This window comes from Streptomyces sp. NPDC102402 (genome assembly GCF_044765765.1).
GTDB lineage: Bacteria > Actinomycetota > Actinomycetes > Streptomycetales > Streptomycetaceae > Streptomyces.
The window spans coordinates 1-22,214 of the sequence record NZ_JBIWKR010000031.1; the positions used below are offsets into that span (position 1 = coordinate 1).

General features: G+C 70.8%; 16 protein-coding genes and 1 pseudogene. 6 read left to right on the forward strand and 11 right to left on the reverse strand.

The annotated features are described in order from the left end of the window. Positions 1-79 precede the first annotated feature (79 nt). The 5 genes from ACIRJR_RS36475 to ACIRJR_RS36495 form a co-directional block, all read right to left on the reverse strand. Positions 80-1,573, reverse strand: a complete 1,494-nt coding sequence (locus ACIRJR_RS36475; RefSeq protein WP_403788983.1) for an ATP-binding protein — start codon at positions 1,571-1,573, stop codon at positions 80-82. Positions 1,574-1,826: 253 nt separating this feature from the next. Next, on the reverse strand, positions 1,827-2,330 hold the full coding sequence (locus ACIRJR_RS36480) for an ATP-binding protein (protein WP_373036967.1): 504 nt from the start codon (positions 2,328-2,330) through the stop codon (positions 1,827-1,829). Positions 2,331-2,741: 411 nt separating this feature from the next. Further along, a complete protein-coding gene (locus ACIRJR_RS36485; RefSeq protein WP_403788985.1) occupies positions 2,742-4,271 on the reverse strand; it encodes a helix-turn-helix domain-containing protein in 1,530 nt (509 codons plus the stop codon). A gap of 150 nt (positions 4,272-4,421) precedes the next feature. Continuing rightward, positions 4,422-4,619 carry a DUF4236 domain-containing protein gene (locus ACIRJR_RS36490; protein ID WP_403788987.1) on the reverse strand — a complete coding sequence of 66 codons (198 nt, stop codon included), beginning with the start codon at positions 4,617-4,619 and terminating at the stop codon, positions 4,422-4,424. Between the two features lie 348 nt (positions 4,620-4,967). Further along, positions 4,968-6,509 (reverse strand): PucR family transcriptional regulator ligand-binding domain-containing protein, encoded by a 1,542-nt coding sequence (locus ACIRJR_RS36495; protein WP_403788989.1) that lies wholly within the window; start codon positions 6,507-6,509, stop codon positions 4,968-4,970. Between the two features lie 410 nt (positions 6,510-6,919). Here ACIRJR_RS36495 and ACIRJR_RS36500 point away from each other — a divergent pair, with 410 nt between their 5' ends. From ACIRJR_RS36500 to ACIRJR_RS36510, 3 genes are read left to right on the forward strand one after another with little or no spacing between them, the layout of a single operon-like run. Continuing rightward, a complete protein-coding gene (locus tag ACIRJR_RS36500) occupies positions 6,920-8,392 on the forward strand; it encodes a purine-cytosine permease family protein (protein WP_403788991.1) in 1,473 nt (490 codons plus the stop codon). Between the two features lie 55 nt (positions 8,393-8,447). Next, on the forward strand, positions 8,448-8,954 hold the full coding sequence (locus ACIRJR_RS36505; RefSeq protein WP_403788993.1) for a nucleoside deaminase: 507 nt from the start codon (positions 8,448-8,450) through the stop codon (positions 8,952-8,954). Further along, the gene (locus ACIRJR_RS36510) at positions 8,951-10,294 is read left to right on the forward strand and encodes an amidohydrolase family protein (RefSeq protein ID WP_403788995.1); all 1,344 of its coding nucleotides are present in this window, start codon (positions 8,951-8,953) and stop codon (positions 10,292-10,294) included. Before ACIRJR_RS36505 ends, ACIRJR_RS36510 begins: the two co-directional genes overlap by 4 nt. A gap of 139 nt (positions 10,295-10,433) precedes the next feature. On the opposite strand, the gene ACIRJR_RS36515 is transcribed toward ACIRJR_RS36510, so the two are convergent. Continuing rightward, positions 10,434-11,162, reverse strand: a complete 729-nt coding sequence (locus ACIRJR_RS36515; protein ID WP_403788997.1) for a GNAT family N-acetyltransferase — start codon at positions 11,160-11,162, stop codon at positions 10,434-10,436. Positions 11,163-11,568: 406 nt separating this feature from the next. On the opposite strand from ACIRJR_RS36515, the gene acnA reads away from it, so the two are divergent. From acnA to ACIRJR_RS36530, 3 genes are all read left to right on the forward strand, one after another. Next, entirely contained in the window at positions 11,569-14,283 is a 2,715-nt protein-coding gene (acnA, locus tag ACIRJR_RS36520) for an aconitate hydratase AcnA (RefSeq protein WP_403788999.1), read from the forward strand. 216 nt (positions 14,284-14,499) lie between these two features. Beyond that, positions 14,500-15,729 carry an ROK family protein gene (locus ACIRJR_RS36525; protein ID WP_403789001.1) on the forward strand — a complete coding sequence of 410 codons (1,230 nt, stop codon included), beginning with the start codon at positions 14,500-14,502 and terminating at the stop codon, positions 15,727-15,729. Between the two features lie 136 nt (positions 15,730-15,865). After that, positions 15,866-17,257, forward strand: a complete 1,392-nt coding sequence (locus tag ACIRJR_RS36530; RefSeq protein WP_403789003.1) for an alpha/beta hydrolase domain-containing protein — start codon at positions 15,866-15,868, stop codon at positions 17,255-17,257. Between the two features lie 96 nt (positions 17,258-17,353). On the opposite strand, the gene ACIRJR_RS36535 is transcribed toward ACIRJR_RS36530, so the two are convergent. The 5 genes and pseudogenes from ACIRJR_RS36535 to ACIRJR_RS36555 all read right to left on the reverse strand — a co-directional run. Beyond that, complete coding sequence (locus tag ACIRJR_RS36535) at positions 17,354-18,733, reverse strand: GH1 family beta-glucosidase (protein ID WP_403789005.1); 1,380 nt, start codon at positions 18,731-18,733, stop codon at positions 17,354-17,356. Positions 18,734-18,744: 11 nt separating this feature from the next. Next, positions 18,745-19,599, reverse strand: a complete 855-nt coding sequence (locus ACIRJR_RS36540; protein WP_403789007.1) for a carbohydrate ABC transporter permease — start codon at positions 19,597-19,599, stop codon at positions 18,745-18,747. A 5-nt stretch (positions 19,600-19,604) separates the two neighbouring features. Further along, a complete protein-coding gene (locus ACIRJR_RS36545) occupies positions 19,605-20,573 on the reverse strand; it encodes a carbohydrate ABC transporter permease (RefSeq protein ID WP_403789009.1) in 969 nt (322 codons plus the stop codon). A gap of 11 nt (positions 20,574-20,584) precedes the next feature. Further along, positions 20,585-21,904 carry an ABC transporter substrate-binding protein gene (locus ACIRJR_RS36550; RefSeq protein ID WP_403789011.1) on the reverse strand — a complete coding sequence of 440 codons (1,320 nt, stop codon included), beginning with the start codon at positions 21,902-21,904 and terminating at the stop codon, positions 20,585-20,587. Between the two features lie 96 nt (positions 21,905-22,000). After that, positions 22,001-22,214, reverse strand: a pseudogene (locus ACIRJR_RS36555) (xylose isomerase); the annotation flags it as partial.

Sequence of the window (22,214 nt, forward strand, 5' to 3'; positions counted from 1 at the left end):
GAGACGACACTCGGGCCCCCGGCCTGCCCACCCTCAGCCCACCACACGAAAACGGCCCACCAACTCCGTCGGCGGACCGTCATGAAACTTCGAGGTTAGAGTCGGTCCGCATCGGCATCAGCAGCGAGTGGATCGCATCCTCTCTGCTGTACCTGCCTTGGCCGTCCACCTCGACCAGCCGCTGGAGCACGTCGAGGATCGCCCGTCGACGTGAGACGTAGGCGGCCAGATCGGACTGGTTGATGTCGGTCACCGTATTCAGGTACCGGGCCAACCGGTCGTCGTACCCCTCTGGCGGGGCGGAATTTCCTTGGCTCAGGACCGCGTGGCCCTCGGCGAGCGCGGACGCTTCGAGCTTCTGGAGGTTGCTGTGGAGCAGCAGTTCCAGTTCCTGGTCCTTGATGGACGGGTCCACGGTCACGCCGAGCGGTTCCAGTCGCGAAAGGACGGGCCGGTACCTCGGGGCACGGTTGCTGACGAATTCGTGGACTCGGGCCTTGCCCTCCTCGCGCGCTGCGCTGAGTGGTCCGGCGAGGATTCGCTCGACTTCCTTGAGCGCGCTCTCCCTGATGTCGTCCATCGACACGTCCTCGATTAGAGGGGTGTCCGGTGCCTGTTCGCTGATGTCGAAGGCCGTGCGGTCGGCGCGCACGTGGCTGTCCAGGAAGTCTGAGGACAAATAACAGACGTACGTGAACGGGGAGGACTCCGAGTCCTTGAGCCTCCCATAGAGTCCGGGCACCTTGCTGGTGAGGTTTTCCTCCAGCACCACACGGTTCGCCGCGCACCAGTACAGCCGTGGTGCGTGATTCCGCGGCGAGGACTTCAGTCGGAGGCTTACCATGTCGAAACTCTCGCCCTTGACGTCTATCGAAGTCCTTTGCAGGTCGGAATAGACGAAGTCGTTCATGAGGCTGTTGAGCGAGACTGCCCCGTCGTCGTCGGACACCATGATGTGGGGCGCGCCGCCGGGGCGTAGGAAGTACCAGATGCAGTGCTCGAATACCTCACGGGCGATGGCTTCTACAGACTTCAGCCCGCTCTGCTGGTAGGGCTTCTTGAACCCATCGAGGCTCACGGCCGCGCCGACCTCGGCGGGCAGTTCTGCCTCCGGGTCCAACTCGACCTCTCCGTGGACGGAGAAGCGGAATTGCCGCCCGTCGATGCGTCCGGCTTCGTCCTCGTAGGCGCTGCGAATCGTTACCCTGTCGAACGCCTTCAGCCAGAGCAGGCGCCCCACGCCGCGGCAGCCCATGTCGGCCTTGTGGTCGCTGTCCAAGGTCTCGAACGATGTCATGTTCTCCGGAGTGAAGCCCACCCCGTTGTCCTCGACGGTGAAGCCCACAATGGGTTTCAGGGCTGCACGCCCCGGGCCGACGTGGCTGAAGTCGAGTGCTTCCTGTGGGCTGCGGTGGATCCTGATCCTCAGACGACCGGACTCGGTATCGTCACCGAACCGCGCGTCGATTGCCTGGATCGCGTTGACGACGGCCTCCAGGAGCGGCAGCAGGGCATGACTTTTCGGCAGGCTCGTGTTCCGGACCCTGCCGGCCAGTGACGTGGTCAGCGCCATGGTCTTCCTCCTCGCTCCCGGGCCGCCCACCCTATCCGCGGGTATGGCCCAAAGCGTGCTGGACGACCAAGACTCCCAGGAATTGGCTTCCCGGCGATGCCCGCTTTCGGATCGGCAATCTGCAGGCTTGGTAGTCCGAGCGAGCCTGACTGACCCCAAGACAACTCTGGATCTTGTCCGATTCGGTGACAGAGCAGGAGACAGGAACTCCCCGAAAGCTATTCCCGCGATGGAGCGCACCTTCGCCCGCGGCTCAGCGCTCGTCCTTGGCCCGAGGAGGCGGGTGAGGAAGACGCAGTTGGAAGCATGCGCCGGTGTCGGAGGGGACGAAGACAAGGGTGCCTTGGTGGTGGGCGAGTTCGCGTGCGATGGGCAGGCCCAGCCCGGTGCCCCCGCGGTCGCGGGAGCGGGCGTCGACGAGCCGGACGAAGCGTTCGAGGACGCGTTCGGCGTTCTCGGCGGGTACGCCCGGCCCGGCACCGTGGACGGACAGGATGACGTGCTGGTCCTGGGTCCGGACGGTGACCTGGACGCGGCTTGTGGCATGGCGGGTGGCGTTGTCGACGAGGTTGCGTCGTGCACGTAGGCGGGTCCGGTGGCGTCCGTGTTGAGCGCCGGCGGGCGGTCGGGCGGCTGTTCGTACCGTTCGGTCAGCTGGGAGACGACGCGGCGATCTGGTCGGTGACGGTGGCGACGACGGCGCTCGCGTGGATGGGGTGGGTATCGAGCAGGACCCGGGCGTCGGGTGCGGGGCCAGGGCCGCGGCCTAATCTGTGCAGTCGTGCCGCCCTGGGCAGCAGCTGCCGCCTAACGGCCGCTGGAGTGCGATGGGCGGACTGGTTTCGTGAGGGACTGCCTGGGGCCCAATGTTTGAATGGCACGCTGGGTGCCTCGTGCGTCAAGAAGCCGCACGCAACGCACACAGTGCACGTAACGCACGCAAGCGCTTTGGCCAGAATGTCCTCCACGGAGTGCTGACCTGCGGCTACTTCCACGCGTTTGCGTTCCACATGTTTCGCGATGACTCATCACGTGAAGAGCGCGGTGCACGGAAGCCGTCGCTCCTGGTTCGAAGTCCCAGAAAAGTCCCAGGGACTCCGTCACACCCCGCCTCGACTCGCATTTATGCAGGTCAGAAGGGGTGTGACGGTGTTTCTTCTGCAGGCTTTCAGATGTCCCGGAAGATCTCGATCTGCGCCCCCACCGAGTTCAGCCGCTCCGCCAGCTCCTCGTAGCCGCGGTTGATCACGTACACGTTGCGCAGCACCGAGGTGCCCTCGGCGGCCATCATCGCGAGCAGCACGACCACCGCCGGACGCAGTGCGGGCGGGCACATCATCTCGGCGGCGCGCCAGCGGGTGGGGCCCTCGACCAGGACGCGGTGCGGGTCCAGGAGCTGGAGCCTGCCGCCGAGGCGGTTGAGGTCGGTGAGGTAGATGGCGCGGTTGTCGTAGACCCAGTCGTGGATCAGGGTCTGGCCGTGCGCGGACGCCGCGATCGCCGCGAAGAACGGCACGTTGTCGATGTTCAGCCCGGGGAACGGCATCGGGTGGATCTTGTCGATGGGCGCCTCCAGTTTGGAGGGCCGGACCGTCAGGTCCACCAGCCGTGTGCGGCCGTTGTCGGCGGCGTACTCCACCGTGCGGTCGCAGTCGACGCCCATCTCCTCCAGGACCGCGAGCTCGATCTCCAGGAACTCGATCGGGACGCGACGGATCGTCAGCTCGGACTCCGTCACCACGGCGGCGGCCAGCAGGCTCATCGCCTCGACCGGGTCCTCGGAGGGGGAGTAGTCGACGTCCACGTCGATCTCCGGGACGCCGTGCACCGTGAGGGTCGTCGTGCCGACGCCGTCGACGCGCACTCCGAGCGCCTCCAGGAAGAAGCACAGGTCCTGGACCATGTAGTTGGAGGACGCGTTGCGGATGACCGTCGTGCCGTCGTGACGGGCGGCGGCCAGCAGGGCGTTCTCGGTCACCGTGTCGCCGCGCTCGGTCAGGACGATCGGGCGGCCCGGCCGGATCGAGTGGTCGACCTGCGCGTGGTAGAGCCCGTCGGTCGCCGCGATCTCCAGGCCGAAGCGGCGCAGCGCGATCATGTGCGGCTCGATCGTGCGCGTGCCGAGGTCGCAGCCGCCGGCGTACGGCAGCGTGAAGCGGTCCAGACGGTGCAGCAGCGGGCCGAGGAACATGATGATGGATCGGGTGCGGCGCGCAGCGTCCGCGTCGATGGCCGCCAGGTCGAGCTCGGCGGGCGGCAGGATCTCGAGGTCGACACCGTCGTTGATCCAGCGGGTGCGGACGCCGATGGAGTTGAGGACCTCCAGGAGCCGGAAGACCTCCTCGATCCGGGCGACCCGGCGCAGAACCGTGCGCCCCTTGTTGAGCAGGGAGCCGCAGAGCAGCGCGACGCAGGCGTTCTTGCTCGTCTTGACGTCGATGGAGCCGGAGAGCCGGCGTCCGCCGACGACCCGCAGGTGCATGGGGCCCGAGTACCCGAGCGACACGATCTCGCTGTCGAGGGCCTCGCCGATGCGGGCGATCATCTCAAGGCTGATGTTCTGGTTGCCACGCTCGATGCGGTTGACGGCGCTCTGGCTCGTGGCGAGCGCCTCGGCGAGCTGACTCTGTGTCCAGCCGCGATGCTGACGGGCGTCACGGATGAGCTTGCCGATGCGTGCGAGGTAGTCGTCTTCCATGGCTGCACGCTATCTCAGATATGAGATGAGGATCGTGCCGGGGATGTGCGAGTCGGGTAACGGCACCGTGCCGGACCGCGGGCGGGCGCCTGATCCGAGGGTCAGGCCTGCCCGGCGGCCCGGCGTGCGGTGTTCCGCCGATCGGGTGAGTCAGCCGCGGCGGCGACGCGTCGTCTTCCTCCAACCGAAGGGGCCCGGCAGGTCCATCGACGTGGTGCGGCGGCCGGTGCTGCTGTGGGTGCGCTTCGGGCCGTGCCGTCCACCGGTCGTGACGGACCACGAGCGGCGGTTGATGTTCAGCCGGACGCCCGGAAGGATCTGGAAGCTCTTGCGGAAGGTGAGCGGCATCTGTGCCTCCTCTGTCACGAGTACGGGTATCCCGAAGTCGCCCGCTCATGCGTGTCCGCCGAGCCCTGTCGTCATACTTCCGGCCGGGTCGCCTCCTCCAGCAGTTCCAGTACGTGGCGGTAAGGACGGCCGGTGCGCTCGGCCATGGCCCTGTGGCCGTCCACGAATCCCTTCAACTGCCCGGGCGTGCCGCAGTACAGGCCGTCCGGTCCCCGAGGGACGGTGACGGGTATGCCCGCCCTGTCGCAGAGGGCGAGGAACGCGCCCGCCGCACCGTCCCCCGTGCCGGTGGTGCCGCCCTCCGCTGCGAAGGGGGCCGGGGGCGTCTCCGGGGTCAGACCGGCCGGTTCACCTGATGCCGAGCGCCAGGCAGAAGTCCACGCGGTCGTGCAGGGTCGCCAGACTGTGTCCCGTGAGCTGCTCGACGCGCTGGAGGCGGTAGCGCAGGGTGTTGACGTGGACGTGCAGTTGCTGCGCGCACCGCTGCCAGGACCCGGACGCGTCGAGGAACGCGCTGAGGGTGCCCACGAGGTCGCTGTGGTGCTCGGCGTCGTAGCGCTCCAGTACGCCGATGAGGCGCTCCCGGTACAGCTGGCGTACCTCGTCCGGGACGGCGGCGAGCAGCATCAGGTGGGAGGAGAGCGCCTCGGGACCGGCGGCCCGCACGGTGCCCGTGCCGAGCCGGGCCACACGCTGGGCCTGCCGGGCCTCCTCCAGCATCCGGCGCAGTCCCTCCTGCCCTGTCGCGGAGCCTGAGACTCCGATCGCGGCCCAGCCGTGGGCGAGGAACGGGTCGAGCCTGCGGGTGGCCTCCGTGAGCCGCTCGCAGAGGGACATGCCGTCGCCGTCGGCGGCCGGTACGAACATCAGGTGGCCGTCCTGCGCCGTGAAGGGGGCCGAGCAGCCCGGTATCTGCCCGTGCACGTCTTCCAGGACGACGGCCGCGAGCTCCGCGCCGTACGGCCGGCCGGTGGTCGTGACGTACCCGACGGCCATTGGGGCGTCCAGGTCCAGGCCGAGGCTGCGCAGTCGTCCGGCGGCCGGCTCGACGCGGCCCTCGCGCAGGAGTTCCACGGACTCGCGCAGCAGCCGTTCCTCGATGCGCCGCCGCTCCTGCCGGGCGACCCCGTCGAGGGCGAGCAGCGCGCACACCTCCGCGGCGGCGTCCGCGATGCCGGGCGCCCAGTCCCGGTGGTCACCGCCCGCGGCCAGATAGCCCGCGGGCGGGCGGTGCGCGACGGGGGACTGCACGGGCAGGAAGGTGAGGTGTCCGCCGCCCGGCAGCGGCTGCACGGAAGGGAAGGCGCCGGCGGCGAAGGCCGCCCGGAGGGAGCGCCGCAGATGGTGGTCGGACACCTCCGGCACCGCGCCCGCGGTGGGCCGCCCGGTGGCCGAGAGCACCGCGCAGTGCACGCCGGTGGACCTGGCCAGCACCTCGACCAGGCCCCCGGCGCCGGCCCCCGACGCCATGCTGGCCACCAGGCCGCGATGGAGTCCGGCACCGGGGGAGCGGCCGACGGGGCCGGCGAGCGCCGCGAGCACGGTCTCGGTGAGCGCGGCGTACGACACGTCGTCACCGACCTCCAGCAGCGGGAGCCCTTGGCGCTCGCAGGCGTCGGTGAGAGCAGCGGGCAGCTCTCCCACGGCGGCCGATCCGGCCACCAGGGCGGCGGCGCCCGCCGAGGCGAGCGCGGCCACGAACACATCGGCGTCACGGGGTTCGCGGTACCAGGTGGTGGAGGTGAGGACGAGCTCCCCGCCGTCCAGGTAACGCCCCGGGTCGGGCAGGTCGGTGGTGTAGACACCGGTCACACGGCGGTCCCTGGGCCCGGTGGGGAGCAGCGGGGTGAGCCCGAGGCCGGGCATCGCGAGGAGTTCGGTCAGCAGCACATGGTTCCCGCCTGACGGGGAGAGGCGCGGCGATGCGGCCGTGGCCTCGCACGGAGCGTGTTACGGCCGTGCACACCGGCGGGCACGGGGTTCGGAGAATAGTACGGGCTCCCCCTCCCTCCCCGGCGGGTCGTCTGTAGGGCCGTACCAGTCCATCCGCGGTCCGCCGAGGGTTCACTGAGGGACATCGCGGGACACGGCGCACCATCCGCCGCCGTACCGCGTGCCATCCGAGCAGGACATCGGCGTCCTCCCGTTTCCCCGCGCGCCACCCGCGCAAGGACATCGGGCCCCGCCCGGTCCCGTGCCCTGCCGCCGCACCCGCCGCGAGCCGCATGCCCCCGCGCCCCGGACGCCCCGCTCGACAAGTCGGCGTCCGGCCGCACTCCCGTCGCCCCTGAGGAGATCCCGTGCGCGCCGAACCGCTGCCCACCGCTCCACCGTCCGCCGCCGGCCGTGCCACCACCCCGGATCCCGCGGCGCCCGCGGCGCCCGCGGCGCCCGCGGCGCCACCGCTCGGCATCGAGCGGGCCGGCGTCGAACCCGTGCCGGCGGACCGCCGGCACGGCCGGCCGCGGTCGCTGTTCACCCTGTGGTTCGGCGCGAACGTGCAGTTCGCGACGCTCAGTGTGGGCGCCCTGTCGACGTCCGTGTTCGGTCTCGATCTGCTGCCGGCGGTCCTCGCCATCGCCGTGGGGACCGTGCTCAGCGCGGTGACGGTGGGCCTCTTCTCCACCCGGGGCCCGCTCACCGGCGTACTCCAGCTCATCCAGACGCGAGGCCCGTTCGGACGGATCGGCGCGCTGCCGTCGGCCGCGTTCACCGTCGTCAACGGTGTCGGGTGGTGCGTCGTCGACACCCTGCTCGGCATGTTCATCCTGCGCGACCTGACCGGACTCGGATTCGCGCCCGCGCTGTTGCTGATGGCGGCGGCCCAACTGGCGGTGGCCGTCCTGGGCTACCGGATGATCCACGCCGTCGAACGCGGTCTCGCCCTCGCGCTGGTCGTCGTCTTCGCGGTGGTGTCCGTCTACGGATTCGGTGAGGCCCACGCGGCCGCGCCCACCGCCCCCTCGGGCGGTCCGGTCGCCGCGTTCCTGCTGGTCGTCGCGGTCACCGCGGCCCGGGGCCTGGGCTGGTCGGCGTACGCCTCCGACTACAGCCGCTACCTGCCCGCCACCGCACGCCCTCGCCGGGTCCTCCTCGCGGCGGCCGGCGGCAGCACGCTCGCCGGGGTGTGGATCGGTTCGCTGGGCGCGGCGATCGGCACCGTCGCCGCCGTCGACGACCCCAGCGCCATGGTCGGCGGGCTGCTCCCGCACGCCCTCGGCGTGCTGGTCCTGAGCGCCCTCCTCCTCTCGACCCTCGCGTCCACGGTCATCGACCTGTACTCCGGTTCGATGGTGGCGCTCGCGGCCGGATTCGCCATCCCCCGCTGGGTGTCCGTCCTGGTGGTGGGAGGCCTGGGCACCGTCCTCTCCTGGTACGCCGGGCACGGCGACTTCGCGTCGCAGCTGCAGGACTTCCTGCTGATGACCGGGTACTGGCTGGCCCCCTGGGGCGCGGTCCTCGTCACGGCGTACTGGTGGCGGGAGCGGGGCCTGCACGACACCGCCCGGCTGTACGACGCCCGGCACCGCTTCGGCTGGGGACTGCCGTCGGTACTGATCGCCCTGCTCGCCGAGATCCCCTTCATGAACCAGTCCCTCTACACCGGCCCGCTGGCCGCCGCGCACCCGGCCGTGGGGCCGTTCGGGCTGCTCGTGGGATTCGCCGTGTCGGCCGCCGCGTACGCGGCGTTCACCGCCTGGCGCCCCACCCCGCCCGGCGGCCTTCCCGCGCCCGGCACACCACCGAAGGCCCCTGCGGCACAGACCGGCTGATCCGTCCGCGCCCCGCACACCACCGCCCCTCACCCGCACGAATCAAGGAGATCCCGTGACCACCGCAGCACCCGCCCCCCTCACCCCCGGCGAGGAGACGTTCCTGACCGCCGCCATCGACCTGGCCGCCCGCGCCAGGAAGGACGGCAACCACCCCTTCGGCTCCCTGCTGGTCCTGGACGGGGCCGTCGTCCTGGAGGCCGGCAACACCGTGACCACCGGGCGGGACGCCACCGGTCACGCCGAGACCAACCTGGTCCGGCTGGCGACCGCCGCGTACGACCGTGACGAACTGTCCCGCGCCACGCTGTACACCAGCACCGAGCCCTGCGCGATGTGCTCCGGGGCCGTCTACTGGAGCGGGATCGGACGGGTCGTCTACGCCCTCGGCGAGGACGAACTCCTCGCCCTGACCGGCGCCGACGAGGAGAACCCGACCATGGCCCTGCCCTGCCGCACCGTCTTCGCCTCGGGGCAGCGGCCCGTCGAGGTCTCCGGCCCGCACCTGCACGACCGGGCCGCGGCCGTCCATGCCGGCTTCTGGACGGGGGCCGGCGCATGACCACCCGTCACCCCCGCACGCTGATCCGCAACGGCGTCGTCCTGCCCTGCGAGGGCGCCCAAGTGGTCCACGACCCCGGTTCGGTCCTGATCGAGAACGGCAGGATCACCGCGGTCGGCCCGGTCGCCGAACTGGACGCGGCGGCCGCCGACGCCGTCGTGGTGGACGCCACGGGCCACGCGGTCATCCCCGGACTGCACAACACCCACCTGCACTCCGGGCTGCTGCGCGGCACCGCCGAGTCCAAGTCGCTGTGGGACTGGCTCCGTGACTACGTCGACCCCGCGCACAAGGCGCTCACCCCCGAGATCGCCGAGGCCGCCTCGCTGCTCTGCTACACCGAGTCGCTGCGCGCGGGGACCACCTCGGTCATGGACATGTGGCGCCACATGGAGGGCTCGGCGCACGCGGCCGAACAGGTCGGCATCCGAGCCACCCTCGTCCCGTACGTCGCCGACCTGCCCGGTTACGACTACTTCGAGACACTCGGCACCAACCGGCGGCTCCTGGAGGAGTACCGCACCCACGCCGAGGGCCGGGTCCGCTCGTGGGTGGGGCTGGAGCACCTCTTCTACTGCTCCGAGGGGGCGTTCAAGGCGGCGGCGGCGCTGGCCGACGAATTCGACACGGGCCTGCACACCCACTCCTCCGAGACGACGTGGGAGGTGGAGGAGTCACTGCGGCTGACCGGCCGCCGGCCCATCGAGGAGTTCCATCACCGGGGGATCCTCGGCCCCCGTACGGTCGTGGCGCACTGCGTCTGGCTCGACGACCACGAACTCGACCTCCTGGCGAGCACGGGCACCTCCGTCGCGCACTGCCCCTGCTCCAACATGAAGCTCTCCTCGGGTCCGGCCCGCGTCATCGAGATGCGGAAGAGGGGCATCACGGTGGGCCTCGGCAGTGACGGCGAGAAGGAGAACAACAACCTGGACCTGCTGGAGGAGATGAAGTTCGCGTCCCTCCTCCAGAAGCTGACGTCGCTGGACCCGACGACCGGCGACCCGTGGGACATCCTCGCGATGGCCACCCTGGACGGCGCACGGGCCCTCGGGCTGGACGGCGAGACCGGCTCACTCGAAGCGGGGAAGAAGGCCGACGTCGTCACCGTCGACCTGCGCGGTCTGCACACCACCCCGCTGCTCCACGGCCCCGACTCCAACGCCGCCGCCCATCTGGTCTTCTCGGCCGGTGCCGCCGACGTCAGGGACGTCTGGGTGGACGGCCAGCGGCTCGTGGAGGACGGCCGGGTCCGCAGCGTCGACCCGGCGACGGTCCGCGACCGGGCCCAGAGCGCCGCCGAGGACCTCTTCCGCAGGAGGGCCGCGCTCCCGCGATGACGGTCCACGGACGGCGGGCCGGTCAGGTTGCCCGACGGGTGACGTGGCCGCGGGGGCGTACAGGCGCAGGAACGGGCCGACGGAGCCCTCCGGCCGACGGCACGGAGTCCTTCCGGGCGGTTACGCCGCCCACCGGCGGCTACCGTGCCCGACCGGCCGGACTCACCGCCGGTGGGGCCGAGGCGCTGTGCCCGGCCCGGGCGTTCCGGGCCGGGTCCGGTCCCCGCAGGGCGTTGGCCAGCGGCGCGGTCACGTGCCACCCGGTCGCCTCGTACAGGGCGCGGCCCGCCGCCGTCGACGCCAGCAGGCCCACCGTGGCGCCCCGCTCGGCGGCCGTGCCGGTGAGGGTGCCCATGATCACCCGGCCGAGCCCGCGGCGCCGGTGGGCGGGGTGGGTCTCCACCTTGTCGACGACGGCGTTGGTCCCGTCGACCGAGATCTGGCCGCGCGCGGCGGTGGTGCCGTCGGGGGCGTGCACCCGTGCGTGGGTCACGCCGGCGCGTGCCCACGTGCGGAGCCGGTAGCCGCCGGGCAGCGAGGGCGGGATGCGCGGGGAACCGGTCCGCAGGGCGGTGGACATGAGGAAGCCGGGCGCGCCGGGGAGGGACCAGCCCGGTGCGATCCACGAGGCGAGCGACTCCGCCGGGACGAACGCCTTCAGCCAGACGCCGGGTCCGGTGGTGCTCCCGGTGAGCTCGCGCACGGTCGCCTCGTCGGCCGTGGGCAGGACGTGGCTCATGGCGTGTCCCGGGAGCCCGATGGTCACGGTGAAGCCCCAGGGCATGGAGCTCGGTGCGGTGGTGCCGCGTGACAGGGCCCAGCCGTGGACCCAGGCCCGCACGGCCTCGGAGGTGTCGGTGAAGTGCACGGAGCCTTCTCTGGGCGGAGGTGGTCGTCATCGGGGCGCGGCCGGCCCCGCCGGGCACGCGAGCGTGCGGCGCACGGCGACCGGCCGTGACGCTCCGGCGCACATGTGGTGCCGCGCCGCGGGCACAAGGACTCCGTCCGTGTTCCACGGCGGCCGTCCGGCCCCGGTCCCGGCCGTGCGTCATCGCGGAGTGGCGCCGGACACGGGCGCCCGGGCATGACCGCGCGGCGGCGATGTACTAGAGTTATCTCGACATCGAGATATCTGCCGAGGCGCACCGCAGCCGCCGTTCAGTAAGGGTTACCTAACTAATCCTTACCTTAGCGGATGGTGGGGGCCGCAGGCGGCGCCGGCCGCACATGAGGCGCGGCGCGGTTGAACGCGCACATTGAAGAAGGAGACTGTCGTGTCGGCGAACAGCTTCGACGCCCGCAGCACGCTGCGCGTGGGCGACGAGTCGTACGAGATCTTCAAGCTGGACAAGGTCGAGGGCTCCGCGCGCCTCCCTTACAGCTTGAAGGTGCTGCTGGAGAACCTGCTCCGCACCGAGGACGGCGCGAACATCACCGCCGACCACATCCGGGCGCTGGGTGGATGGGACTCGCAGGCCCAGCCCAGCCAGGAGATCCAGTTCACGCCGGCTCGCGTGATCATGCAGGACTTCACGGGTGTCCCGTGCGTCGTGGACCTCGCCACCATGCGTGAGGCCGTCAAGGAGCTCGGCGGGGACCCGGCGAAGATCAACCCGCTGGCCCCGGCCGAGCTGGTCATCGACCACTCCGTGATCGCCGACAAGTTCGGCACCAACGACGCGTTCTCCCAGAACGTCGAGCTGGAGTACGGCCGGAACAAGGAGCGCTACCAGTTCCTGCGCTGGGGCCAGACGGCGTTCGACGAGTTCAAGGTCGTCCCCCCGGGCACCGGCATCGTCCACCAGGTCAACATCGAGCACCTGGCCCGTACGGTCATGGTCCGGGGTGGCCAGGCGTACCCCGACACCCTCGTCGGCACCGACTCGCACACCACCATGGTCAACGGTCTCGGTGTGCTGGGCTGGGGCGTCGGCGGCATCGAGGCCGAGGCCGCGATGCTGGGCCAGCCGGTCTCCATGCTCATCCCGCGCGTCGTCGGCTTCAAGCTGACCGGCGAGCTCCCGGCCGGCACCACCGCGACCGACCTCGTGCTGACCATCACCGAGATGCTCCGCAAGCACGGCGTCGTCGGCAAGTTCGTCGAGTTCTACGGTGAGGGCGTCGCCGCCACCTCCCTCGCGAACCGCGCCACCATCGGCAACATGTCGCCCGAGTTCGGCTCCACCGCCGCGATCTTCCCGATCGACGACGAGACGCTGAAGTACCTGCGTCTGACCGGCCGTGACGCGCAGCAGGTCGCGCTCGTCGAGGCGTACGCCAAGGAGCAGGGCCTCTGGCTCGACCCGGCCGCCGAGCCCGACTTCTCCGAGAAGCTCGAGCTCGACCTCTCCACGGTCGTCCCCTCCATCGCCGGCCCGAAGCGCCCGCAGGACCGCATCGTCCTCGCGAACGCCAAGGCGCAGTTCGCCCAGGACGTCCGCAACTACGTCGCGGACGACGAGGAGGCGGGCAAGGAGTCCTTCCCGGCCTCCGACTCCCCGGCCGCCGCCAACGGCGTCCCGTCGAACCCCGTCACCGTCACGGCCCCCGACGGCACGACGTACGAGCTGGACCACGGCGCCGTCACCGTCGCCGCGATCACCTCCTGCACCAACACCTCGAACCCCTACGTCATGGTCGCCGCGGCGCTCGTGGCGAAGAAGGCGGTCGAGAAGGGCCTGACCCGCAAGCCGTGGGTCAAGACCACCCTCGCCCCGGGGTCGAAGGTCGTCACCGACTACTTCGACAAGGCGGGCCTGACCCCGTACCTCGACAAGGTCGGCTTCAACCTCGTCGGCTACGGCTGCACCACCTGCATCGGCAACTCCGGCCCGCTGCCGGACGAGGTCTCCAAGGCGGTCAACGACCACGACCTGGCCGTCACCTCGGTGCTCTCCGGCAACCGCAACTTCGAGGGCCGGATCAACCCCGACGTCAAGATGAACTACCTGGCGTCCCCGCCGCTGGTCGTCGCGTACGCCATCGCCGGTTCGATGAAGGTCGACATCACCAAGGACGCCCTCGGCGTCGACCAGGACGGCAAGCCCGTCTTCCTCGCGGACATCTGGCCCTCCGAGGCAGAGGTCAACGACGTCGTCGCCAACTCCATCGGCGAGGACATGTTCAACAAGTCCTACCAGGACGTCTTCGCGGGTGACGCCCAGTGGCAGGCGCTCTCCATCCCGACCGGCAACACCTTCGAGTGGGACTCCGAGTCCACCTACGTGCGCAAGCCCCCGTACTTCGAGGGCATGCAGATGGACACGACCCCGGTCGAGGACATCACCGGCGCCCGGGTGCTCGCCAAGCTCGGCGACTCGGTCACCACCGACCACATCTCCCCGGCCGGTGCGATCAAGGCCGACACCCCGGCCGGCAAGTACCTCACGGAGCACGGCATCGAGCGCCGTGACTTCAACTCCTACGGCTCGCGCCGTGGCAACCACGAGGTCATGATCCGCGGCACGTTCGCCAACATCCGCCTGCGCAACCAGATCGCGCCGGGCACCGAGGGCGGCTTCACCCGCGACTTCACCAAGAGCGACGCCCCGGTGTCGTTCATCTACGACGCCTCGCGGAACTACCAGGCCGCGGGCACCCCGCTCGTCATCCTGGCGGGCAAGGAGTACGGCTCCGGCTCGTCCCGTGACTGGGCGGCCAAGGGCACCGCGCTCCTGGGCGTCAAGGCCGTCATCGCCGAGTCCTACGAGCGCATCCACCGCTCGAACCTCATCGGCATGGGCGTCCTCCCGCTCCAGTTCCCGGAGGGCCACACCGCCGAGTCCCTCGGCCTGACCGGCGAGGAGACCTTCTCCTTCACCGGCGTGACCGAGCTGAACGACGGCACCACGCCGCGCACGGTCAAGGTCACCACCGACACCGGAGTCGAGTTCGACGGCGTCGTCCGCATCGACACCCCCGGCGAGGCGGACTACTACCGCAACGGCGGCATCCTGCAGTACGTGCTCCGCAGCCTGATCCGCAGCTGAGCGATCCGGTAGGCAGCGAGGGCCGCACCCCCGGGAACGGGGGTGCGGCCCTCGGCCGTGTCAGGACCGTCGCGTGCGGACCGGCCCCACTGGTGACGAGCGGACCTGGCGGCGCTCGTCCCCTGCGCGGGACGTGCTCCTGGCGCGCCTTCTCCCCTGTTCAGCGGATGGCGGGGCACCTGCCGGATCAGGCCGGGAGCTAGGCTCGAAGGTCTGATGAAGAACAATCTCGCCTCTCCCGCGGCCAAGGCCGGGCACGAGTCCGTGCGGCGTCACAACCTGAGCCTGGTCCTGCGGACCGTCCGTGACGAGGGCGAGGTCACCCGGGCCCGGGTGGCGAGCCTCGTGGGGCTGACCAGGGCCGCCGTGTCCTCCCTCGTCGAGGAACTGCTCGCGCTGGGCTGCCTCAACGAGTCCGGGAAGACCTCCAGCGGATCGGCCGGACGCCCCGGTACCGTACTGAAGCTCGCCCGCACGGGCCCGGCCGGCCTCGGCGTGGAGATCAACATCGACTACGTCTCCGTGTGCGCCGTCGACCTCACCGGCACGGACCGCGTCCGCGTCACCGAACACACGGACCACCGCGACGTACCGCCCGCCGAGGTCCTGGCCCACGCGGCCCGGCTCACCAACCGTGTCATCGCCTCCACCCAGGAGCAGGAGCTCCGTGTCGTCGGCGTCGAGCTCGCCCTCCCCGGCCTCGTCTCCGGCGGCGTCGTCCGCCAGGCCCCCAACCTCGGCTGGAGCCGGGTGGCCGCAGAGGGAATCTTCGGTCAGGCGCTCAGCACCCTGCGTCCCGCCGGGCGGGCCCTGGCCGTCGGCTCGGACAACGAGGCCAATCTGGCGGCCCTGGCCGAGCTGTGGTTCGGGGGTCTCGGCGGTGTGCGCACCTTCCTCTACCTCACGGGTGAGATCGGTGTGGGCGGCGCGCTCGTGGTGAACGGCGAGATGCTGCGGGGCGCCCACGGCTTCGCCGGCGAGATCGGCCACGTCGTCGTCGACCCGCAGGGCCCGCTCTGCCGGTGCGGCGCGCACGGCTGCCTGGAGCAGTACGCCGGCCGGGCGGCCCTCCTGCGGGCGGCCGGCATCGACCCGGACACGGGGGTGCGGGGAATCGACGAGCTGGAGCAGCGGGCCGCGGCCGGCCAGGAACGGGCCGTCGCCGCGCTCAGCGAGGCGGGGGACCGCCTCGGCGTGGTCCTGGCCGGCGCGGTCAACCTCTTCGACCCGGAGGCGGTCGTCCTCGGCGGGCTCTACCGCAACCTGATGCCCTGGCTGGAGAAGTCCGCGGACGCGCAGCTCACCGCGCGCGTGGTCTCGGGCCGCTGGCACGAGAACGGCAGCCGGCTGCGGGCGTCCTCCGTCTCCGGCGACGCGGCCCGGGGCGCGGCGGCGCGGGTGGTCCACGAGGTGCTGGAGAACCCGGCGGCGTACGCGGTGCGGTGACGCGGGCCGCGGCCGGACGTCTTCCCTTCGCTCCACGTGGCCGGTGGTTTAGCCGGTGCGTGGTCGCCGGCTTCCCGGGACCGTCGTGCGGGAGGGGCGGGCGGACGGCCGGCCGCCGGAAGAGAGAGGCCTGCTCGTGATCTTGTGGCGCACACCCTTACGGCTGGCGGTGGTGTCCCTGGCCACCGCGCTTCTGGGCGCGGGTGCGACAGCGACGGCGGTCCCCGCGGGGACCCCCGGCCCGGCGCCCCGGGCCGGGACACCGCAGGCGGCGGTGAGCGGCCCGGTCGCCGGCGCCGTGCCCGGCGACCCGAAGGCGGCCGACCCGGCCGGCACGTACCCCTGGCTCTCCGCGCCCGGCCTCGCCGAGGCGGGATACGTCGAGGAGGAGTTCTACCTGTCGGGCCACGCCGACGCCTACGGCCCCACCGGGGAACGGCTCGCGGAGGACGTGCCGTACACGACCCGCGTCGTCGTACGGCGGCCGAGCAGCCCGGCCCGGTTCAACGGCACGGTGCTGACGGAGTGGCAGAACGTCAGCGGCGGCTACGACCTCGACGCTCTCTGGGCACCGGACCAGATGACGCGCGCCGGGTACGCCTGGGTGGGGGTGTCCGCCCAGCGCGTCGGTGTGGACCAGCTCCGGGAGTGGAGCCCCGCGCGCTACGGCAGGCTCGACGTGACGGGGCAGGGGCGCTTCACGGCCGACGAGATGTCGTACGACGTGTACGCCCAGGCTGCCGCGGCCCTGCGCGCGGGAGCGGGCAGGGTGCTCGGCCCGCTCCGGGCGCGCACGCTGCTGGGCATCGGGGCGTCGCAGTCGGCGGGCCGGATGACGGTCTACTACGACCGTGTACTGCCGCAGACCGAGCCGGTGTTCGACGGCTACGGCTTCGTCGTCGGGTCCGCTCCCAGCCGCAAGGGCGGTGAACCCGTCTTCCACGTGCTCTCGGAGACCGATGTCCGTACCCCGGCCCGGCGGGCCGACGACGACGGCTACAGGCGCTGGGAGGTGGCCGGCTCCGCGCACTCCGGCCGGTTCGGCCAGGCCTACCGTGAGCCGCTGCTCACCCGCGACCTCGGTACCGCGCCCGCGTATTCCTGCGACCGGCCGCCGTACAGCGAGGTACCGCTGCACCACGTGATCGCGGCCTCCTACGCGCACCTGGAGCGCTGGGTCGAACGCGGAGTGCTCCCACCGGCCGCGCGTCCCCTGGAGTTTGCCCCCGACGGGACCAAGGTCCGGGACGCTGAAGGGCTGGCCCGGGGCGGCGTGAGGCTCTCGCAGGTCGAGGTCCCCACGGCCCTGAACACCGGGGACAACACCGGGGAGACCTTCTGCGTGCTGTTCGGGACGCACGTGCCGTTCACCGGGGAACAGCTGGACCGGCTGTATCCCACGCACACCCGCTATGTCGCCGGGGTGGCGGCGGCGGGCGCCCGCGCGGTGCGTGACGGCCACCTGCTGCCGGCGGACGCGGCGGCCGACCTCCGGGACGCGGTGAGCTCGGACGTGGGCCGGGACTGACGGCGTGAGGACCGTGCCGGATCCGGAGACGTGAACAGGGGGCGTACGCGCCGTGGTGCACGCGTACGCCCCCCCCGCTCCCCGGAGATCAGGCGGTCAGGCCTTGTGGGCGGCGATCAGCTGCTGATACCAGCGGTAGCTGTCCTTCGGGGTGCGCTCCAGGGTGTCGTAGTCGACCCGGATGATCCCGAACCGCTTCGCATAGCCCAGCGCCCACTCGAAGTTGTCCAGCAGCGACCACACGTAGTAGCCGCGCACGTCGACGCCCGCGTCCATGGCGGCGCGCAGCGCCGTCAGGTGCGTGCGCAGGTACTCCACCCGGTCCGCGTCGTGGATGGATCCGTCGGCCTCGACGCTGTCGAACTCCGCCGAACCGTTCTCCGTGATGTGCACCGGCGGCAGGGCGTCGCCGTACGTCTGCTTGAGCACGGTCAGCAGATCGGTGAAGGACTCCGGGACGACCGGCCAGCCCATCGCCGTACGCCGTACGTCGGGGTACTGACCCTCGGTGTAGCGGTTGTCCGTGGCCACGCGGAGCGCCGGGTCGGCCTCGCGGTGCGGGGCGGCGGCGACGACGATCGGGCGGTAGTAGTTGATGCCCAGGAAGTCCATCGGCTGGGAGATCAGCTCCAGGTCGCCGTCGCGGCGGAAGTCCTGGCCGGTGATCAGCTCGCCCCAGGTCTCCTCCTCGGTGGCCGGGTAACGGCCCGCGAGGAGCGGCTCGGTCCACACCAGGTTGTGCTGGGTGTCCGCGCGGACGACTGCGGCCAGGTCGGCGTCCGACTCGGTGGCCGGGACGTTGCGGTCCAGGTTGAGCGTGATGCCCGCCTCGCGGACGCCCGCCGCGCGCAGCGCGTTCATCGCGTGTCCGTGGCCGACCAGCAGGTGGTGAGCGGCGGCCAGCGCGCCGCGGCCCTCCTTGGCGCCCGGCGCGTGCCGGCCGACCGAGTAGCCGAGGAAGGCGCTGCACCAGGGCTCGTTCAGGGTGATCCAGCGCGGAACCCGGTCGCCCAGGTGCTCGGCCATGATCGCGGTGTACTCGCCGAAGCGCTCCGCGGTCTCCCGGACGCGCCAGCCGCCCTTGTCCTCCAGGGCCTGCGGCAGGTCCCAGTGGTAGAGCGTGGCGGCGGGCTCGATGCCCGCCTCCAGGAGCGAGTCGACGAGCCGGGAGTAGAAGTCCAGCCCCTTCGGGTTGACCGCCCCGCTGCCCGTTGCCTGGATACGGGACCAGGCGATGGAGAAGCGGTACGACTCCACCCCCAGGTCGCGCAGCAGCGACACGTCCTCCGGGTAGCGGTGGTAGTGGTCGCAGGCCACGTCGCCGGTGTCTCCGCCGTCGGTCCTGCCGGGCGTGTGGCTGTAGGTGTCCCAGATGGACGGGCCGCGGCCGTCTTCCTCCACGGCGCCCTCGATCTGGTACGAGGCCGTTGCCGCACCGAAGACGAATCCGGGCGGGAAGACCGGGAAGTCACTCATGGAAGAAACCCTTACTTGACCGAGCCGCCGGTGATCCCGGCGGCGATGTACTTCTGGGACAGGACGAGGAGGATGGCCGCCGGTACGGCGGAGAGCACGGACGCGGCCATGACCGAACCCCAGTCGCCGACGTGCGCGCCGATGTACTGGTAGATGCCGAGCGTGATCGGCTTCACGTCGTCCGTCGTGTTCAGGGTGAGCGCGAACATGAAGTCGCTCCACGCGTAGAGGAACGAGAACAGCCCGGCGGTGATCAGCGAGTTGCGGCTCATCGGCAGGACGACCTGGACGAACGTACGGATGCGGCCCGCGCCGTCGACCTCGGCGGCCTCGATGACCTCGCGGGGGATCGACACCATGAACGAGCGCATCAGCACGATCGCGAAGGGGATGCCCAGGGAGGCGTCCGCCAGCATCAGGCCGAAGTAGGAGTTGACCAGTCCGAGGTCCACGTACGCGCTGTACAGGGCGTTCGCGATGACGATGCCCGGCACCATCTGCGTGATGAGCGTGCCGAAGACGATCGTCTTGCTGCCGCGCAGCTTGAACTGGGCCAGGCCGTACGCCGCCGGCGCGGAGATCGCCAGGCAGATGGCCACGGCGCCGAGCGCCACGGCCAGCGAGGTCAGCAGGTTGCCGCCCTGCGCGGTGATCGCGGAGGTGAACCCGGAGAAGTCGATGCTCGTCGGCACCGGTGCGACGTCGACGAGGCCGGCGTCCGGCTGGAGCGCGGTGTTGATCATCCAGTACAGCGGGAAGAGCATGACGCAGAGGACGACGACGCCGAAGGCGGTCGCTCCCCAGCGGCGCTTGGGCCGGTGGACTGCGGGAGCCGGGGCGGCGGGGATCTGGGTGGTGGTCGCCATGCCGGTCACTTCCCCTCGTTGCGGTTGACCCGCAGGTAGAACACCGCGAACACGGCGGAGATCAGGATCAGGATGTTGCCGACCACGGCACCGGCCCCGAAGTCCATCTGGACGAAGGAGTTCTGGTACGTGAGCGTGCCGAGTGTCTGGGTGGAGTCGGCGGGACCGCCGTCCGTGAGCGCGAGGACCAGGTCGAGGATCTTGACCGTGGACATGAAGCCGAGCACCAGCACCACGGTGATGACGGGCTTGAGCATCGGCAGGGTCACCGAGCGGAAGGTGCGCCAGGCGGAGGCGCCGTCGAGCGCGGCCGCCTCGTTCAGCTCCTTGGGGACCTCCTGGAGGCCGCCGTAGAGGATCACCATGTTGAACGGGATGCCGATCCAGATGTTCACCAGGATCACCGAGACCAGCGCCACGCTCGTGCTCGTCAGCCAGGGGGTCTCACCGACGCCGAAGATGCCGAGGAAGGAGTTGAGGACACCGGTGTCCTGGTCGAAGATGCGCCGCCAGACGATGCCGGAGACGACCATCGGGACCAGCCACGGAAGCAGGATCAGCGAGCGCAGGATGCCGTTCAGCGGGAACTTGCGGCTGAAGAACACGGCGAGCGCGAGCCCGATGCAGAACTGGCCGACGAGCGAGCCGATCGTGAAGAGGATCGTCTGCCACAGGGCCTTGCCGAACAGCCCGTCCTCGAAGACGTTCTTCCAGTTGTCGAAGCCGTTGAACGGGGCCTCGCCGGTGAAGAACGTCGACGGCGAGTAGTCCTGGAAGCTCATGATGATGTTGCGCACGAGCGGGTAGCCGAAGAACAGCGCCATGAAGATCACGGCGGGGGCGATGAACCCCCACTGGGCGAGGGTCCTGCGGCGCTTGGCGCTCCGTGGGTCCACGGGCTTCTTGACCGCGCCGGCCGCCGTGGCCTTCGGGCCGGTCGGCAGCGCGGCGGCCGAGGTAGTGGTGGATGACATGGTTCGTTACCTCAGTTCCCGCTCGTGACCTGCTGCTGGGCACGCTTCAGCGCGGCCTCGCTGGACTCTCCGGTGAGCGCCGACTGGAAGGCGCTCTGCAGGGCGAGGGAGACCGACGACCACTGCGCGCCGACCTTGGCGGTACGGGAGCGGGCCGTGGCGACCTGGTCGGCCAGCGCCGCCAGTTCCGGGGTCTTCTTCCGCCAGATGTCGGCGGCCCTGGTGTTGGCCGGGACCATCCAGCTGTTGATGGCGTAGGAGATCTCCTCCTGCTCGCCCGACATACAGCCGATGATCTTGGCGGACATCTTCTCGCGCTCGGTGTCACCGGTGTTGGGCACGGTGAGCACACCGCCGCCCAGCGGGCCGACCGAGTCGTCGCCCGCCTCCGGGACCGGGATCTCGGCGATGCCCCAGTTGAGCCCCTTCTTGGAGTTCAGGGTCTCGACCTGCCACGGGCCGTTGATCATCATGGCCGCGTTGCCGGCCATGAACTGGTCGTTCACGTCGGCCTGGGTCCAGTTGACCGTGGACTTGGAGAGCGAGCCGTCCTTCAGGAGCGCCTTCCAGTAGTCCAGGGCCTCGGCGACCTCAGGGGTGTCGAGCTTCGACTCGTCGCCGCCGTTGGACCACATGAACGGGGTGAACTGGAAGACCCCGTCCTCCGCGCCACCCGCGCTGAGCGCCAGGCCGTACCGCTTGCCCTGGGTCAGCTTCCTGGCGGTCGACTGCATCTCGGCCCATGTGGTGGGCACCTTCAGTCCGGCCTTGTCGAGGGTGTCCTTGTTGTAGAACAGCGCCAGGGTGTTCACCGTGCGCGCGGCCCCGTAGTACGTCCCGTCGAACGAACCGAAGTCGACGATCCCCTCGGGGATGTCCTTCGTGGTCAGCCCGAGATCCTTCAGCGGGATCAGCCCGCCGGCCTCGGCGAACGTCGGCATCTCGGAGGCGTCCAGCTGGAGGACGTCCGGCAGCGACTTCGATGACGCCATGCGCAGCGCCTTCGTCATCAGCTGCGCCGCCGGCACGCTCTGCTGCTCGATGGTGACCCCGAGCTCCTTGCTGCAGCGCTTGAGTGTGTCACCGTCCCAGCGGTGGTACGACTCGTCGGTCGAGGAGTTCATGACGGTGTAGACGTCCTCGTCCCGCTGCTGGCCGCACCCCGACAGAACGGTGCCGGCGACGATCGCGGAGACGACGGTGATAGGGACGACGATCCGCCTGGTGCGGCGGCTGCGGCGTCGGATCCGTCCGTCCGGGGAGGGTTCTGTCACGGTGGTGCCCTTGCGGTGAGAGGGGTTGCCGGGCCGGGCCCATGGGAACGCTCCCATGGGCTGGCAGTCAAGACCCTGCGCGAATCCGGCGGTGTGGGCAGGGGAGGGGCCGGGGCGCCCGGTGGTGGTGTGCCGGGTGCCCCGGGGGGTGGGTCAGCGGACGTTGAGGAGGTGTTCCATGGCGAGCTGGTCGAGGGCTTCGAAGGCCATGGAGCGTTCCGCTGCGGCGGTGGCGTCGAAGGTCTCGTAGGCGCTCTTGTCGGCGAGGAGGGCCTTGAGGCCGTCGTCGGCGGTGGGCTGGGCGAGTTCGTGCAGGCGGGAGGCGGTCAGGGCTTCCTGGACGGCGGGGTCGGCGCGGAAGGCGAGG

Bases quoted from the DNA above. Each gene is read 5' to 3' on its own strand.
- ACIRJR_RS36475 (WP_403788983.1), bottom strand. From the start codon at position 1,573: ATGGCGCTGACCACGTCACTGGCCGGCAGGGTCCGGAACACGAGCCTG.
- ACIRJR_RS36485 (WP_403788985.1), bottom strand. From the start codon at position 4,271: ATGGAAGACGACTACCTCGCACGCATCGGCAAGCTCATCCGTGACGCC.
- ACIRJR_RS36490 (WP_403788987.1), bottom strand. From the start codon at position 4,619: ATGCCGCTCACCTTCCGCAAGAGCTTCCAGATCCTTCCGGGCGTCCGG.
- ACIRJR_RS36510 (WP_403788995.1), top strand. From the start codon at position 8,951: ATGACCACCCGTCACCCCCGCACGCTGATCCGCAACGGCGTCGTCCTG.
- ACIRJR_RS36525 (WP_403789001.1), top strand. From the start codon at position 14,500: ATGAAGAACAATCTCGCCTCTCCCGCGGCCAAGGCCGGGCACGAGTCC.
- ACIRJR_RS36535 (WP_403789005.1), bottom strand. From the start codon at position 18,733: ATGAGTGACTTCCCGGTCTTCCCGCCCGGATTCGTCTTCGGTGCGGCA.
- ACIRJR_RS36540 (WP_403789007.1), bottom strand. From the start codon at position 19,599: ATGGCGACCACCACCCAGATCCCCGCCGCCCCGGCTCCCGCAGTCCAC.
- ACIRJR_RS36545 (WP_403789009.1), bottom strand. From the start codon at position 20,573: ATGTCATCCACCACTACCTCGGCCGCCGCGCTGCCGACCGGCCCGAAG.
- ACIRJR_RS36550 (WP_403789011.1), bottom strand. From the start codon at position 21,904: ATGGGAGCGTTCCCATGGGCCCGGCCCGGCAACCCCTCTCACCGCAAG.